This window comes from Rhodopseudomonas telluris (assembly GCF_042432815.1).
Lineage (GTDB): Bacteria > Pseudomonadota > Alphaproteobacteria > Rhizobiales > Xanthobacteraceae > Rhodopseudomonas > Rhodopseudomonas telluris.
This window is the reverse complement of the sequence record NZ_JBHLWM010000005.1, coordinates 518,667-532,267: the sequence shown is the minus strand read 5'-3', so window position 1 is coordinate 532,267 and position 13,601 is coordinate 518,667. Positions and strand designations below refer to the sequence as shown.

Genomic DNA, 13,601 nt, shown 5'->3' with positions numbered 1-13,601 from the left:
ACGGTCTGGCGGGACGATTCGTCCTTGGTCGCATTCAACGCAATCAAAGGAAAACACGATGCCATTGCGAGTCGAATTGAAGCCGTTCGAGCGGATCGTGATCGGGCAGAGCGTGATCACCAATTCCGACTCGCGCACCACGTTTCTGATCGACGGCGACGCGCCGATCATGCGCGAGAAGGACATCCTCACGGCCGAGACGGCCAACACGCCGGTGAAGCGCGTCTATCTCTGCGTGCAGATGATGTATCTGCAGAACGACATCCCGGCGTATCAGGATCTCTATCTCGGCTTTATCAAAGAGTTGCTCGAAGCCGTGCCGAGTTTTCACGACACGATCGAGGCGACGAGTAATCTAATCTTAAGCGGCCAACTCTATAAGGCATTGAGGGAGCTGCGGCCTCTCATCAAGCGTGAAGAAGAATTGCTGCAGAGGTAACGATGTCGAGTGCTGCTCAAGCGTACGCCCGCACTGCACAACGAACGGCTTCACCGCGCGAAATCGAAGCCCAGGCGTTGCTCAAAGCCGCACGACAGCTTCAGGACGTCGTGACCAACTGGGACGAACGCGGCGCCATCGGCCTGAACGAGGCGCTGATGTTCAACCGCAAGCTCTGGTCGCTGTTCGTCAGCGATGCGCTGCGCGACGACAATCCTCAGACCCTCGAGATCCGGCAGAACATCGCCAACATCGGCGTGTTCGTGTTAAGCCAGTCGGCCGCGCTGCAGATGGCTCCGCAGCTCGAACCGCTCAACTCGCTGATCGAGATCAACCGCAATATCGCCGCCGGCCTCAGCGGCCGGCCCTGACGCGTCGTTCTTCATCCCGATTGCTCCGGACATGCGTCATCACCCGCGCTTGCAGGGGCAAGCCGGGGCATCGACAATCGACGACGTCTGCTCAGGCGATGCGATTGGTCGGAATCGGACCGGAGCGCTGCTGCAGTTTCGACTGATCCTGCTCTCGGAAATAGGCGCGAGCCTTGAGCTGCCAGGATTCAGGATACTGGTTGACGACTTCCGACGTCGATTCGTCGACCGATACGTACACCATCGCGGCGGCGGCCTGATCGAAGATCACCTGGCGCGAGATGCTGTCGGCACCGACCCGGGCGGCGTTGCTGGCGATCGCATTGCTGCTGGCGCCATTCGCCGTCGCGGAAACGCTCTGCGGCGCAGGCAACTGCGTCGCCACCGCTGATTGGACCGCTTCAGGCTCCGGCCTGACAACGGGCGGGATCACCAGCTGCCCGACGGGCTTCACGGTGAAGTCGAAACTCATGGCAGCCTCCTGGCTCCATCAAGACAAGTCCACCCCTCCGGTTCAGCATGCTGCACAGAACGCTTGAATCTAGTCCTGCAATCTGGGCGTGCATTTGATTTAAAGTGTAGAGACAGGTCCGCGAGGCGGCTGCAGCAGGGCTTGATGCCCTGCCACAGGTTTGCCTCATGGCTGCGAAGCCGCCATAGGCTCGCAAAAACGTAATTGGATACCGCTGCGGGACCGGCAGACTACAGCGAGCGACTGACGGCGATCGGCGTCAGGTTGCGCGGTCCCGGCGTGGCCTGCCGGCCGGCGGCCGTGTAGGTCTGCGGAATATTGCGACGCTGCACTTCGGCATTCACGCCGCGCACGATCCCTTCCGACACCGCATGCGCGGTCGCCAGCACCGTGAGATTGACCTGCAGCATCGCGCGGAAAACCTCATGATGGCGATGCAGTGCGCCAAGCAGATCCGGCGTCGCCTTGGCCATATAGGGCTGGCTTGCGCGCACCCGCGTGATCGCCGCGATGTAGCGTTTGGTGAGATCGTTCTTCTGCGCCTCGAGCTTCATCGCGTCCGGGATCCTGCCGGCGCGGACCAGCTCGGTCTCGCGTTCGATCAGGGCCAGCAGCTCGTTCATCACTTCGGTCAGCGCGTTGGCCAGTTGGCGCGCATCAGCCGGCGAAGCGACCGAGGCGGCCGGGGCGGGGGCCTGCTGGCGTTGCATCTGCATCATCGCGTGGTCCTTTCCACTCGAGCGGCGTTGTCCACTCAAGCCTTGGCGTTCGCTTGCTGAAGAATAAGGGTGCGGAAGACATCGCTGGCGATGCCGACGCCGCCGGCTTTCGCGACGGTCTGGGAATATTGCTCCGTCAGCATCGAGCGCCACACGCCGGTTCCGACGGTGTCGCCGAACGGGCCCTCACCCTTCAGGCCGCTGGTCATCTGCGAGAACATCGAGTTGAGAAACATCGCCTCGAAATCGCGGGCCGAACTGCGCGCCTTCGCCTGCGCCTCCGGGGAGACCTTGGGCAGCGCCGCGGCGAGATCGTAATCGGGGCGGCCGTTGCGGATCGGGATGGAGGTCGAGACCGGCGTCGGGACGATCGACATCACATCACCTCGATGTCGGCTTCGATGGCGCCCGCCGCCTTGATCGCCTGCAGGATGCCGATCAGATCGCGTGGGCCGATGCCGAGCCCGTTGAGACCGTCCACCAACTGCTGCAACGATACGCCATCCTTGACCAGCGCGAGCTTCTTGCCGTCCTCGGTGACGCCGATGCGGGAGTTCGGCGTGACTGTGGTGCGGCCGCGCGACAGCGGATTGGGCTGACTGACTTGCGGGCTCTCCGAAATCGACACGGTGAGATTGCCCTGCGCGACCGCCACTGTGGCGACGCGGACGTCGCGCCCCATCACGATGATGCCGCTGCGCTCGTCGATAATGATCTTGGCCGCCTGATCGGGCTCGACCTGCAATTGCTCGATCTCGGTGAGGAAGGCGACGGCGTTGCCTTTGAATTCCGCCGGGATCGAGAGCTGCACGGTCGAGGGATCGATCGGCTCGGCGCTCTTGGTGCCGAGGAAATCATTGACCGCGGCGGCGATCCGCTTTGCGGTGGTGAAGTCGGCATTGCGCAGCGCCAGCCGCACCATCGGCAGCCGGTTCAGTGCGAATTCGATTTCGCGTTCGATGATCGCCCCGTTGGCGATGCGGCCGACCGTGGGCACGCCGCGGGTGATCTTGGCCGCCTCGCCCTCGGCCTGGAAGCCGCCGATGGCGAGCGAACCCTGCGCCACCGCATAGACGTTGCCGTCGGCACCGAGCAGTGGGGTCACCAGGAGCGTCCCGCCCTGCAGATTCTTGGCATCGCCAAGCGCCGAGACGGTGACGTCCATCCGGGTGCCCTGCGTCGCGAAGGCGGGCAGGTTGCCGGTGACCATCACGGCGGCAACGTTGCCGGTGCGGATGGTGGCGCCGCGGATGTTGACGCCCATCCGCTCCAGCATCGCCTGCAGCGACTGCTTGGTGAAGGGGATGTTGTTCAGAGTGTCGCCGGTGCCGTTGAGGCCGACCACGAGGCCGTAGCCGATCAGCTGGTTCTGCCGGACGCCCTCGATATTGGCCAAATCCTTGATGCGCGAGGTCGCGCTCGCCGCCACGCCCGACAGCAGCAGCGCGGACAGGGCGGCTGCAGCGAGCTTCAAGATCGCGGTCGAAAGGCTCGGCATTCTCGGGCTCCTCGGGGACCGTCGCGCGCACGCGTGACTCGGCCTCGCTATCGTCTTGCGAGACCCGTGCCACTGCGGCGATGCAATCTAAGCATTTGTTTTTAATGGAATAAGTTTGGCGTTGGCCGCTTGATCGGGGCGGAGGCCACGGCAAAACTGCCTCTGGCCCGGCAAAATTTGCCGGGCGTTTACGTGGTGTTAACCATATCTGGCGACGGTGGGTTCCAGGGCTCTGAGCGCCCTTGCCAGCTTGGGTGTATGCTGTTCAGGCGCGGCGCCTAGCCAGGAACTGTCCGGCGAGAGAGACCATGCGAATCTACGGCCCGAACGGCACCACCACGTCGACCTCGTCCGGTCCCGCTCGTCGGACCGGATCGAGCACGTTTTCGCTACCAACCAGCACCACGACCCAGCCAGAGCCAGAAGCGCGCGCTGTCCACGCCCCGCTCGCGCCGACTGGCCTCGAGGCGCTGCTGGCCATGCAGGGAGTCGAGGACGCCACAGAGCGCCGCAAGCGCTCCGTGGCCCGGGGGCGCTCCGCGCTTGACGTGCTCGACGATCTCAAAATTGGCCTGCTGGCCGGCACCTTCAATCCTGCCACCGTGGCTCGGCTCCGTGCAGCCGCCGCGGAGCTCAAGACATCGTCCGGGGATCCGGGTCTTGATGCGGTCTTGTCGGAAATCGAGCTGCGGGTCGAGGTCGAGCTGGCCAAGGCCGGACAATACTGACCATCTCGCTGAAGTTCCGGCTTTTTTCTGCCTGTGCAGCCCGCTGTGTCCGGGCTGCAGTCGATATTGTCTGTCATCGGCGCGCGCTATATAAGCTGCCGCGCAGGCGGGGTTTTTGCCGCCCAACGAGATCATGGATTGCCCCTTGGATAAGTTGAAAAGCTATCGACCCTCCGAGAAAGAGCCGTTCATGAATGAACGGCAACGCGAGTATTTTCGCGCGAAGCTGCTGGCCTGGAAGGACGAGATTTTGCGGGAAGCAAAGCTCACGCTCCAGACCCTTCAAGAAGAAAACGTCAATCATCCCGACTTGGCCGATCGCGCCTCGTCGGAAACCGACCGCGCGATCGAACTGCGCGCGCGCGATCGGCAGCGCAAGCTGATCTCCAAGATCGACGCGGCGTTGCAGCGCATCGAAGACAACACCTACGGTTATTGCGAAGAGACCGGTGAGCCGATTTCCCTGAAGCGGCTCGAAGCTCGTCCGATCGCAACGCTGTCGGTGGAAGCGCAGGAGCGTCACGAGAAGCGCGAGAAGGTGTATCGCGACGAGTAGTTCTCGCCGCGGTCGGCTCGCCGATCTTCAAGTCTTTCAAGCGGGCCTCGTGCCCGCTTTTATTTTTTGCGTGTGGCGGCGTCGCAATATCTCGCCGAGGTCGCGCGTCGGGCCGGACCGCATACTTATTTCGTCCTTATGTTCGAGCGTCTTGTGTCGTCTCGATTCCTTATGCGCGTCTCTGCATCGTCCTTTCTCAGCCGGGCCTGGAGCCCGGCGATTTGGGAAAGGCGAGTGCCGACATGTCTCATTGGCGCCACAACGAGTTTCACGACATCCTGGGCAGCGACGCCTACCGGTCTTGGCTGATCAGCCGCAACGATCCGCCGATCGTGTACCCGTCCAGCGACATCGCCTGGAGGCGATTGCGCGCGCTGCTACGTCGCGCCACCAGCCGCATTGCGAGCTTCTTTGCGGCGATTCATATCGCCGTCGTGGCGCATAAGGTGCGGCGCGCACGTGGTGCATTTGTACGACTGGACGGCCGCGCGCCGTCCGGGAGGCGCTCATGAACCGCGATCGTTCGGCGGCGATCTTTGACCGGATTGGTTCGTACGGCAGGTTGATACCTGCACTGATCCAGAAGCTGCGGATGCTCCGCGATGCTCCAGATCGGTATCGGCGGGAGGCCCATTACATGCGCGGGCTCGGGCCGAAGTGGCGAGAAAAACATCGCCTGGAAACCCGGCCCGAGCCGAAGCATTGAGAGGGCTGGTGCTTCAAGGCGTACCTCTCAGAGCCGCCGCCGTCGCCTCGGTGACGGCGGCTTTCTGATCGCTCATCAAAGGCACCATCGGCAGCCGCACCCGTGGTGAACAAAGGCCGCGCAGCCCGAGTGCATATTTGAGAGATGCGACCGAACCGTCCGTCGCGAACGCGTCCCTGAGCGGAGCCATCCGGTCCATCAGCGTTGCGGCGCGCGCGACATCGCCGCGCGAAAACGCGCGAAACATCGCGAACGGCAGCGCCGGCAGGATGTTGGCGACGGTGGAGACGAAGCCGTCGCCGCCGTGCGCGAGATAGGTCAAGGCGGTCGCATCGTCTCCCGCCACCATCCGGAAGCCCGGCGGCACGTGCGGATGAAGCCGCAGCGGCCGCATCGCATCGCCGCTGCTGTCGCGGAGGCCGACGATGCGTGGATTATCGCAAAGTCTCATCAACGTCTCGTCGTCGAGCCCTCGGGCGCAGCAGGTTGGATTGTCGTGGATGACGACAGGCAGCCTCGTGGCACTGGCGATTGCATCGAAGTGCGCTTCGATGCCGGACTGCGTCGGCTTGTTGTAGTAAGGCACGACCGACATCACCGCATCGGCCCCGGCTGCCTCGGCGCGCCGAGTCAGGGCGATCGCCTGGCCGGTGCCGTTGCTGCCGGCCCCGGCGATGATTTTGACGCGCCCGCGCGACACCTTCACCGCTGTGCGGACGAGGGTGTCGTGCTCGGCCATAGTCAGCGTTGCCATCTCGCCAGCGGTCTCGCCAAGGAGCAGCGCGGTCGCGCCCGCCGCGATCTGCTGCGCGCAGAGATTCTCGAAGACTCCGATATCGATCGCGTCGTTTGCATCGAATGGTGAAGGCAAATCGGCGATGACGCCGGTGAGCCACGAGGTCTCGATCGAATTCATGGGATCGTTGCTCAGGCGGCGTGCCGTGATGCTTCGGCGGATAAAGGCGGCACGGCCTGGGCGGCGGAGGGGGCGGTTGTCATATTGAGTTCGAGGACGCATCCGATCGTGATGACGGCTTCCGGATGGTGCCCGTTCTCGAACAGGGCGTAGCGCACGGCGTCGCCGTGATGCGTGAACAGCCCGCCGTAGAGGCCGTCCCGGTGCTGTGCGACCCACTGGCCGCGGCTGTTCTTTCCGATCAGGACGATAGACGAGCTACGCGAGGGAGGTTCTGCAAAGGTCACGGTGGCGTCCTTGGTTGTTGTAAAGGTTGCGGAGTGAAGACTTGACTTGTGAAACCGCCAAGCGGGGAACAAAGCCGTCAAGTCGGCGATGCGCCGCAATGACGTGATCTTCGCTTCCGGAGATACGCAGGGCGCGGCGAGGGGGGACGGTCAGGTGATCTCGTCATGGCAGCAGTTCGATCCGTCAGCGGTCTCACTGCGCTAAACTGGGGCGCGCGATGTTAAGATTCGAGATCGAACCGTGGCGCAAAATATAAGCGCGGCATAATGGCGAGCGCGGCGGCACGACCCGCGGGCTGATCTTTACGATCGGCTTATGCTGCGGGTAGCCGTTTCACATCGAAAACTTACACGCGTGGCAGCAAGTCCCCCACATACCGAAGTGAGGGACACCGCCGCATGATTGCCAACCCCATGAAAGTGCTGGTCATCGACGATGACATGCCAATTCGTAAACTGTTGCGCACGGGGCTTGCGACGCAAGGCTATCAGATCCTCGATGCGGGGAACGGCAAGACGGCTCTCGAACGGCTGGCGCAGGACCCGGCGCTGATCATCCTCGATCTCAGCCTGCCCGACATTCAGGGGCACGATCTGATCGAGATCATTCGCGCGCGTAACACCAGCGTTCCCATCGTGGTGGTGTCGAGTCGAGACGACGAGGCCAGCAAAATCCGGGCTCTCGACCTCGGCGCAGACGACTACGTGGTGAAGCCGTTCGGTATGGATGAGTTGTTCGCCCGATTGCGCGCGGCGCTTCGCCACCATTTGCAGGCGCATGGCGAGCGGTCGGTCTTTCGCAGCGGCGGACTGTCCGTCGATCTGGTTCGGCGAATGGTCAAGATCGGCGACAGCCACATCAAGCTGTCGCCGAAGGAGTACGAGCTACTTCGCGTGCTGGTCCAGCATGCCGGGAAAGTCTTGACGCATCGCTTTCTGCTCGAAGAGCTGTGGGGCGAGTTGACCGACGCGCAGTACCTCAGAGTTTATGTGCGGCAGCTCCGCCGGAAGATCGAGCCGGATCCGGAGCGGCCTCACTTCATCCTCACCGAGGTCGGCATCGGCTATCGCCTGCGTCAGGCAGACTAGGCGACCGCCCTAAAGACCGGATCCGCCGCGCTGGCGACGGAGCATCATGAGCGCTGGAGCTTCAGCGCCGGTAGCGGCGCGGCTCGGGTTGCGACTGCTGTCGTTGCGCGCCGAAAGCGAACACCGGATTGACGTCGCAATACGCCTTGGTGCCGGATGCGGTCACCATGCACTGCTGATAGGAATCGAACTGGCAATTGCCCGGATAGCCCCATTCGCCGCCCTGCAGGCAGTAGGGAAAATCGCGCGCGTGAGCCGGCGCTCCCGCGAAGCTGAAGATCGTTGCGGCCGCGATCAAGGCGGCGCCCGTCCTGGTCATCTCGTCTCTCCATCGTACCCGCGCCCGCGGAGGCGGGGCTGATCGGGCCAAGGCCACACATGGGGGATCTGAGCGGCTGATACAACCACGAGAGCGGCATACGCGCGATGCGCGCCGTCAAGACGGCGGCGAGCGGTCCACCACGCGGCCCAGCCAGGCGGGCTGCTACCGGACGATCAGTCCTTCTGGGTCATCGCCATCAGTCGCGCCAGCAGCTTCTTGCGGCTCATCCGCAGGTCGGGCGCGAGCGCCGTGAGGTCGGCCAGCCAAGCGCCGTCAGCAGCGAGGCGGACGATTTCGAGCGCGGGCGCGGAGTCGGTCTTCTTGTGCTTGCTCATGCGGGCGCGCATCCAGACCGACCAGCGCGGCCGCAGCAGCGGGTCGGTCATCATCGACACCGCCAGAGCGCCGCCGCATTGGCCATCGTCAGATTCGCCGAGCGTGAAGGTGGCCATCACATAGGCACGGGTAAAACAGCCATAGCTGCCGTTGTCGTGCTGCAGCGCCTCGTCCACGGCGGCGCCGAATACGTCGAGTTGCGCATCGAAGACGGCCTCGATCAGTTTCTCCTTGCTGGCAAAATGATGAAACAAACCGCCTTTGGTCACGCCTGCCGCGGACGCCACGGCCTGCACGGTGACGGCCTGCAAGCCACGCTCCAGCGCAAGTTTGGCCGCGCAGTCGATCAAGGCGCGGCGCACGACCTCAGGTTGTTTCTTGCGCTCATAGGCGGTGCTCATGCGTCGCGACACCTTCTAAGTGGGCCTGACGAAGTCTTGATGTCGCCCGGTTGTCATTGTCAAGAATGTAATATACCAACCGGCCGGTATCTTTGAGGCGCACGCGGCGGCGTGGGGCGCGACGCGCAACGCCGTTTCGACCAGAGGTGAGTTCAGTGACGATGACGATCATGGTCCGCTTGCGAGCGGCCGCTGCCCCGACCCTGGCTCTGATGATGAGCGCAAGCCTGGCAGGATGCGGCGACAAGCAGGCCGAGGCCGAAAAGGCCAAGCCGCCTGTCGTGGTGAGCGTAGTGACGGTGACGCCCGAGACAGTGCGGATCGTCAACGATCTGCCGGGCCGCATCGCGCCGACGCGGATCGCCGAAGTGCGGCCGCGGGTTTCCGGCATTATCGTCGAGCGGGTGTTCAAGCAGGGCACGATCGTCAAGCAGGGCGACGTGCTGTACCGGCTCGATCCGGCGCCATTCCAGGTTCGCGTTGCCAGCGCCAAGGCCGCGCTGCAGCGCGCAGAGGCGACCCGCGCGCTGGCGGCCCAACAGGCCGAGCGGCAGACGCAACTGAAGGATCGCGGCGCGACGACGGGACAGCAATACGACAAGGCCGTCGCCGAACTGGCGCAGGCCGAGGCTGACGAAGCGTCGGCGCGCGCCGGCCTGCAGGCCGCCGAACTCGACCTGCAATACACGGAAGTCCGCGCTCCCATCACCGGCCGCATCGGCCGTGCTCTGATCACCGAGGGCGCGCTGTTCACCGTCGGCGGCAGCGAGAGCCTGGCCACCATCCAGCAACTCGATCCGGTCTATGCCGACTTCACGCAGTCGGCCAACGATCTGTTGGCGCTGAAGCGTGCGGCGGCGAAATCGGCGCGTAGCGGCGAGCCGATCGAGGCCGAAGTCCGCCTGCGCTTCGACGACGGCTCGGACTACGCGCGGCGCGGCCGACTGTTGTTCTCCGAAGCCTCCGTCGAGGCGGCCACCGGACAGGTGACGCTGCGTGGCGAGTTTCCCAATCCCGACGGCGATTTGCTGCCGGGGATGTATGTGCGGGTGCAGATCGTGCAGGGCGAGCAGACCAACGCGCTGACGGTCCCCGAGCGCGCGCTGCGCCGCGACCCGGGCGGTCAGGCGCAGCTTTACGTGGTCGGCGCCGACAACAAAGTGATGCTGAAGCCGGTGAGTCCGGCGCGGCTCGTCGACGGCCGCTGGATCATCGCCAACGGGCTCAAAGCCGGGGATTCCGTCGTGGTCGAAGGCTTCCAGACATTGTCGCCCGGCGCCGCCGTCGAACCCAAGCCGTGGCACAGCGCGACCTCGGTCGGCGCGGCGCGCGCGAACTGAGGCCATCACCATGTCGAGCTTCTTCATCTCGCGGCCCATTTTCGCGTGGGTGGTGGCGATCTTCATCATGATCGCCGGCGTGCTGGCGATTCCGTTTCTGCCGGTCGCGCAATATCCCAATGTCGTACCGGCCAAGATCTCGGTCACCGCCAACTATCCGGGCGCGTCGTCCGAAGAGATCTATCAGGGCGTGACGCGGCTGATCGAGGATCAGCTCAACGGCATTCCGGGCCTGATGTATTTCGAGTCGACCGCGGACGCGACCGGCGCGATCTCGATCGAGGTCTCGTTCCAGCCCGGCACGTCGCTGGCGCAGGCCACGGTCGACGTGCAGAACCGAATCCGGCGCGTCGAGTCGCGGCTGCCAAGCGCGGTCACGCAGCGCGGCATCGTGGTCGACGAAGCCTCCAGCGCGTTCCTGATGTTCATCTCGGTGCAGTCGACCGACGGCTCGATCGACAGCATCGGCATCGGCGATTACATCACCCGCAATCTGCTCAGCGAAATCCGCCGCGTCGAGGGCGTCGGCAAGGCGCAGCTGTTCGGTACGCAGCGTTCGATGCGGGTCTGGATCGATCCGGACAAGCTGCTCGGCCTCGGTCTCACGGTGGCCGACGTCTCCGGCGCGATCGCCACCCAGAACGCGCAGGTTGCGGCGGGCCGGATCGGCGCCACGCCGAATCCGGTCTCGCAGGAGGTCTCGGCGCCGGTGCTGGTCAAGGGCCAACTCGGCACGCCGCAAGAGTTCGGCGCGATCGTGCTGCGCGCCAACCAGAACGGCTCGACCGTTCGGCTGCGCGACGTCGCGCGCGTCGAAGTCGGCGGTGAGGACTACAACACCGAGAGCCGCCTCAACGGCCAGCCGGCTGCGGCCATTGGCATTCAGCTCTCCGCCACCGCCAACGCGTTGGCGACATCGAAGGCCGTCACCGCCAAGATGAAGGAGCTGTCGAAGTACTTCCCCAAGGGAATGACCTACGAGATTCCCTACGACACATCGCCCTTCATCCAGGCGTCGATCGAAAAGGTGCTGTACACGCTGCTCGAGGCGGTCGGCCTGGTGTTCGTCGTGATGTTCCTGTTCCTGCAGAACATCCGTTACACGCTGATCCCCACCATCGTGGTGCCGATCGCCCTGCTCGGCACCTGCGCGGTGATGTTCGCCACCGGATTCTCGATCAACGTGCTGACGATGTTCGCGATGGTTCTGGCGATCGGCATCCTGGTCGACGACGCCATCGTGGTGGTCGAGAACGTCGAGCGGCTGATGGCGACCGAAGGCCTGTCGCCGCGGGCCGCGACCGAAAAGGCGATGCAGCAGATCAAGGGTGCCATCGTCGGCATCACGCTGGTGCTGACCGCCGTGTTCGTGCCGATGGCGTTCTTCCCCGGCGCGGTCGGCATCATCTATCGGCAGTTCAGCCTGACCATGGTGGTCTCGATCCTGTTCTCGAGCTTCCTGGCGCTGACGCTGACGCCGGCGCTGTGCGCCACGTTCCTCAAGCCGGTGCCGGCGGATCATCACGAGAAGGGCGGCTTCTTCGGCTGGTTCAACCGCACGTTCAATCGCCTGGCGGGCCGCTACAGGTTCGCGGTGAGCTGGGCGACCGGGCGGGCCGGGCGCGTGATGGTGATCTATCTGGCCCTGCTGGCCGCGCTCGGATGGGCCTATATGCGGCTGCCCGCGGCGTTCCTGCCCGCCGAGGATCAAGGCTATCTGATCGTCGATATCCAGGCGCCGACCGAGGCGACGCAGACGCGCGCGATGACTTCGATCGAGCAGGCCGAGAAGGTGTTCCTCGACGATCCGAGTGTCGCGCAGGTGTTCACCGTGTCGGGCTTCAGCTTTTCGGGCAATTCCCAGAGCGCTGCGGTCGCCTTCGTGACGCTGAAGGACTGGAGCGTGCGCGGCCACGACGATGCCGAGACCATTGCCAAACGCGCCAACGTGCAGCTGGCGAAGATCGGCGACGCTTCGGTGATCGCGCTGTCGCCGCCGCCGATCGACGGCCTCGGCAATTTCAGCGGCTTCACCTTCCGCCTGCAGGATCGCGGCAGCCGCGGGCAGGCCGCGCTCGACGAGGCGGCTGCGCAACTGCTGGCCGCTGGCGCGAACAGTCCGGTGCTGACCGGCCTGCGCGTCGAAGGTCTCGCCAATTCGGCGCAACTCCATCTGGTCATCGACCGCGAGAAGGCCAACACCTTCGGCGTGTCGTTCGCCGATATCAACTCCACCATCACGGCGAGTCTCGGCTCGGCCTACGTCAATGACTTCCCCAACGCCGGCCGGATGCAGCGCGTCACCATCCAGGCGATGGACAAGCGTCGGATGCAGGCGGACGATCTGTTGAAGCTCAACGTCCGCAATGCCAGCGGCGGCATGGTGCCGCTCTCGGCCTTCGCCCGAACCGAATGGTCGAAGGGCCCGATCCAGGTGGTCGGCTTCAATGGCTATCCGTCGGTGCGCTTCACCGGCGACGCCGCCCCGGGGCATTCGTCGGGCGAAGCGTTGGCGGAGATGGAACGGCTCGCGGGGCAGTTGCCGAGTGGCTTCGGCTTCGAATGGGCCGGGCAGTCACTGCAGGAAATCCAGTCCGGCAATCAGGCGCCGTTCCTGCTCGGACTCAGCGTGCTGTTTGTCTTCCTGCTGCTGGCGGCGCTGTACGAAAGCTGGTCGATCCCGCTGTCCGTGATGCTGGTCGTGCCGCTCGGCATCATCGGCTCGCTGCTGGCGGTGATGCTGCGCGATATGCCGAACGACATCTACTTCAAGGTCGGCCTGATTGCCATCATCGGCCTGTCGGCCAAGAATGCGATCCTGATCGTCGAATTCGCCAAGGATCTGCACGCCGAGGGCAGGTCGCTGCGCGAGGCGGCGGTCGAGGCGGCAGCGGTGCGCTTCCGGCCGATCATCATGACGTCGCTCGCCTTCATCCTCGGCGTGACGCCGCTGGCGTTCGCGACCGGCGTCAGCGCCGGCAGCCAGAACGCGATCGGCACCGGCGTGTTCGGCGGCATGTTGTCGGCAACTCTGTTGGCCGTGCTGTTCGTGCCGGTGTTCTACGTGTTCGTGTTGCGCAAGGTCGAACGGCGAAAGCAGGCGGACGGCAAGAGTACGACGGGCGACGGCGAGCTGCAGTCGGCGACGCTTCCTCGACCGTAAGGTGACGACCGCCACCGCGCGTCTTTGCATCGTCCAACAGGTGAGGTGAGTTGACCCGTCATGGCCGGACTCGTCCCGGCCCTCCACGTTTTGCTGGCGGTTGACGTCGTAGTTCGTGGATGCCCACGGCAAGCCCGGCACTACAAGACGAACAGACGAAGCTCTGCTGTCGCGTGGTATGAAAAGGCCGCGGCCTCCGTCCGGAGGGAGAGCCGGAGGAGGCCGCGCTGGAGACACCTCGCCGCGCCTAGGTTCGCG

Annotated in this window: 17 protein-coding genes; 9 read left to right on the top strand and 8 right to left on the bottom strand. The window is 64.4% G+C overall.

Translation table 11 applies throughout. The annotated features are described in order from the left end of the window. Window positions 1–58 precede the first annotated feature (58 nt). Both flbT and flaF read left to right on the top strand, forming a co-directional pair. On the top strand, window positions 59–439 hold the full coding sequence (gene flbT / locus ACFFJ6_RS14055) for a flagellar biosynthesis repressor FlbT (RefSeq protein ID WP_378388699.1): 381 nt from the start codon (window positions 59–61) through the stop codon (window positions 437–439). A 2-nt stretch (window positions 440–441) separates the two neighbouring features. After that, window positions 442–810 carry a flagellar biosynthesis regulator FlaF gene (flaF, locus tag ACFFJ6_RS14050; RefSeq protein WP_378388697.1) on the top strand — a complete coding sequence of 123 codons (369 nt, stop codon included), beginning with the start codon at window positions 442–444 and terminating at the stop codon, window positions 808–810. Window positions 811–901: 91 nt separating this feature from the next. Here the strand turns inward: flaF and ACFFJ6_RS14045 are convergent, their stop codons facing one another. The 4 genes from ACFFJ6_RS14045 to ACFFJ6_RS14030 form a co-directional block, all read right to left on the bottom strand. Then, window positions 902–1,282 (bottom strand): hypothetical protein, encoded by a 381-nt coding sequence (locus ACFFJ6_RS14045; RefSeq protein WP_378388695.1) that lies wholly within the window; start codon window positions 1,280–1,282, stop codon window positions 902–904. Window positions 1,283–1,512: 230 nt separating this feature from the next. After that, window positions 1,513–2,001 (bottom strand): hypothetical protein, encoded by a 489-nt coding sequence (locus tag ACFFJ6_RS14040; RefSeq protein ID WP_378388693.1) that lies wholly within the window; start codon window positions 1,999–2,001, stop codon window positions 1,513–1,515. A 35-nt stretch (window positions 2,002–2,036) separates the two neighbouring features. Next, entirely contained in the window at window positions 2,037–2,378 is a 342-nt protein-coding gene (gene flgJ / locus ACFFJ6_RS14035) for a flagellar assembly peptidoglycan hydrolase FlgJ (RefSeq protein ID WP_378388691.1), read from the bottom strand. After that, window positions 2,378–3,499 carry a flagellar basal body P-ring protein FlgI gene (locus ACFFJ6_RS14030; RefSeq protein WP_378388689.1) on the bottom strand — a complete coding sequence of 374 codons (1,122 nt, stop codon included), beginning with the start codon at window positions 3,497–3,499 and terminating at the stop codon, window positions 2,378–2,380. The genes flgJ and ACFFJ6_RS14030 overlap by 1 nt, the downstream gene beginning before the upstream one ends. Window positions 3,500–3,807: 308 nt before the next feature. On the opposite strand from ACFFJ6_RS14030, the gene ACFFJ6_RS14025 reads away from it, so the two are divergent. The 4 genes from ACFFJ6_RS14025 (at window position 3,808) to ACFFJ6_RS14010 (ending at window position 5,489) form a co-directional block, all read left to right on the top strand. Continuing rightward, complete coding sequence (locus tag ACFFJ6_RS14025; RefSeq protein ID WP_378388687.1) at window positions 3,808–4,227, top strand: flagellar assembly protein FliX; 420 nt, start codon at window positions 3,808–3,810, stop codon at window positions 4,225–4,227. Window positions 4,228–4,417: 190 nt separating this feature from the next. Further along, window positions 4,418–4,783 carry an RNA polymerase-binding protein DksA gene (dksA, locus tag ACFFJ6_RS14020; RefSeq protein WP_234831092.1) on the top strand — a complete coding sequence of 122 codons (366 nt, stop codon included), beginning with the start codon at window positions 4,418–4,420 and terminating at the stop codon, window positions 4,781–4,783. A gap of 242 nt (window positions 4,784–5,025) precedes the next feature. Next, window positions 5,026–5,295: a hypothetical protein gene (locus ACFFJ6_RS14015; RefSeq protein ID WP_378388685.1), complete on the top strand. Its 270-nt coding sequence runs from the start codon at window positions 5,026–5,028 to the stop codon at window positions 5,293–5,295. Continuing rightward, the gene (locus tag ACFFJ6_RS14010) at window positions 5,292–5,489 is read left to right on the top strand and encodes a hypothetical protein (RefSeq protein WP_378388683.1); all 198 of its coding nucleotides are present in this window, start codon (window positions 5,292–5,294) and stop codon (window positions 5,487–5,489) included. Before ACFFJ6_RS14015 ends, ACFFJ6_RS14010 begins: the two co-directional genes overlap by 4 nt. 13 nt (window positions 5,490–5,502) lie before the next feature. Here ACFFJ6_RS14010 and dapA read toward each other — a convergent pair whose 3' ends face one another. Together dapA and ACFFJ6_RS14000 are read right to left on the bottom strand one after the other, a co-directional pair. Continuing rightward, a complete protein-coding gene (gene dapA, locus ACFFJ6_RS14005; RefSeq protein WP_378388681.1) occupies window positions 5,503–6,405 on the bottom strand; it encodes a 4-hydroxy-tetrahydrodipicolinate synthase in 903 nt (300 codons plus the stop codon). Between the two features lie 11 nt (window positions 6,406–6,416). Continuing rightward, window positions 6,417–6,692, bottom strand: coding sequence for a hypothetical protein (locus ACFFJ6_RS14000; protein WP_378388679.1), 276 nt, complete (start codon window positions 6,690–6,692; stop codon window positions 6,417–6,419). 399 nt (window positions 6,693–7,091) lie between these two features. Here ACFFJ6_RS14000 and ACFFJ6_RS13995 point away from each other — a divergent pair, with 399 nt between their 5' ends. Continuing rightward, on the top strand, window positions 7,092–7,781 hold the full coding sequence (locus ACFFJ6_RS13995) for a response regulator transcription factor (protein ID WP_378388677.1): 690 nt from the start codon (window positions 7,092–7,094) through the stop codon (window positions 7,779–7,781). 61 nt (window positions 7,782–7,842) lie between these two features. Here ACFFJ6_RS13995 and ACFFJ6_RS13990 read toward each other — a convergent pair whose 3' ends face one another. Together ACFFJ6_RS13990 and ACFFJ6_RS13985 are read right to left on the bottom strand one after the other, a co-directional pair. Next, on the bottom strand, window positions 7,843–8,100 hold the full coding sequence (locus tag ACFFJ6_RS13990) for a DUF3551 domain-containing protein (protein ID WP_378388675.1): 258 nt from the start codon (window positions 8,098–8,100) through the stop codon (window positions 7,843–7,845). A 176-nt stretch (window positions 8,101–8,276) separates the two neighbouring features. After that, a complete protein-coding gene (locus ACFFJ6_RS13985; protein WP_378388673.1) occupies window positions 8,277–8,840 on the bottom strand; it encodes a TetR/AcrR family transcriptional regulator in 564 nt (187 codons plus the stop codon). A gap of 215 nt (window positions 8,841–9,055) precedes the next feature. Between ACFFJ6_RS13985 and ACFFJ6_RS13980 the strand changes: the two genes are divergently transcribed. After that, complete coding sequence (locus ACFFJ6_RS13980) at window positions 9,056–10,180, top strand: efflux RND transporter periplasmic adaptor subunit (RefSeq protein ID WP_378388671.1); 1,125 nt, start codon at window positions 9,056–9,058, stop codon at window positions 10,178–10,180. 10 nt (window positions 10,181–10,190) lie between these two features. Further along, the gene (locus ACFFJ6_RS13975; protein ID WP_378388669.1) at window positions 10,191–13,343 is read left to right on the top strand and encodes a multidrug efflux RND transporter permease subunit; all 3,153 of its coding nucleotides are present in this window, start codon (window positions 10,191–10,193) and stop codon (window positions 13,341–13,343) included. Window positions 13,344–13,601: the final 258 nt, after the last annotated feature.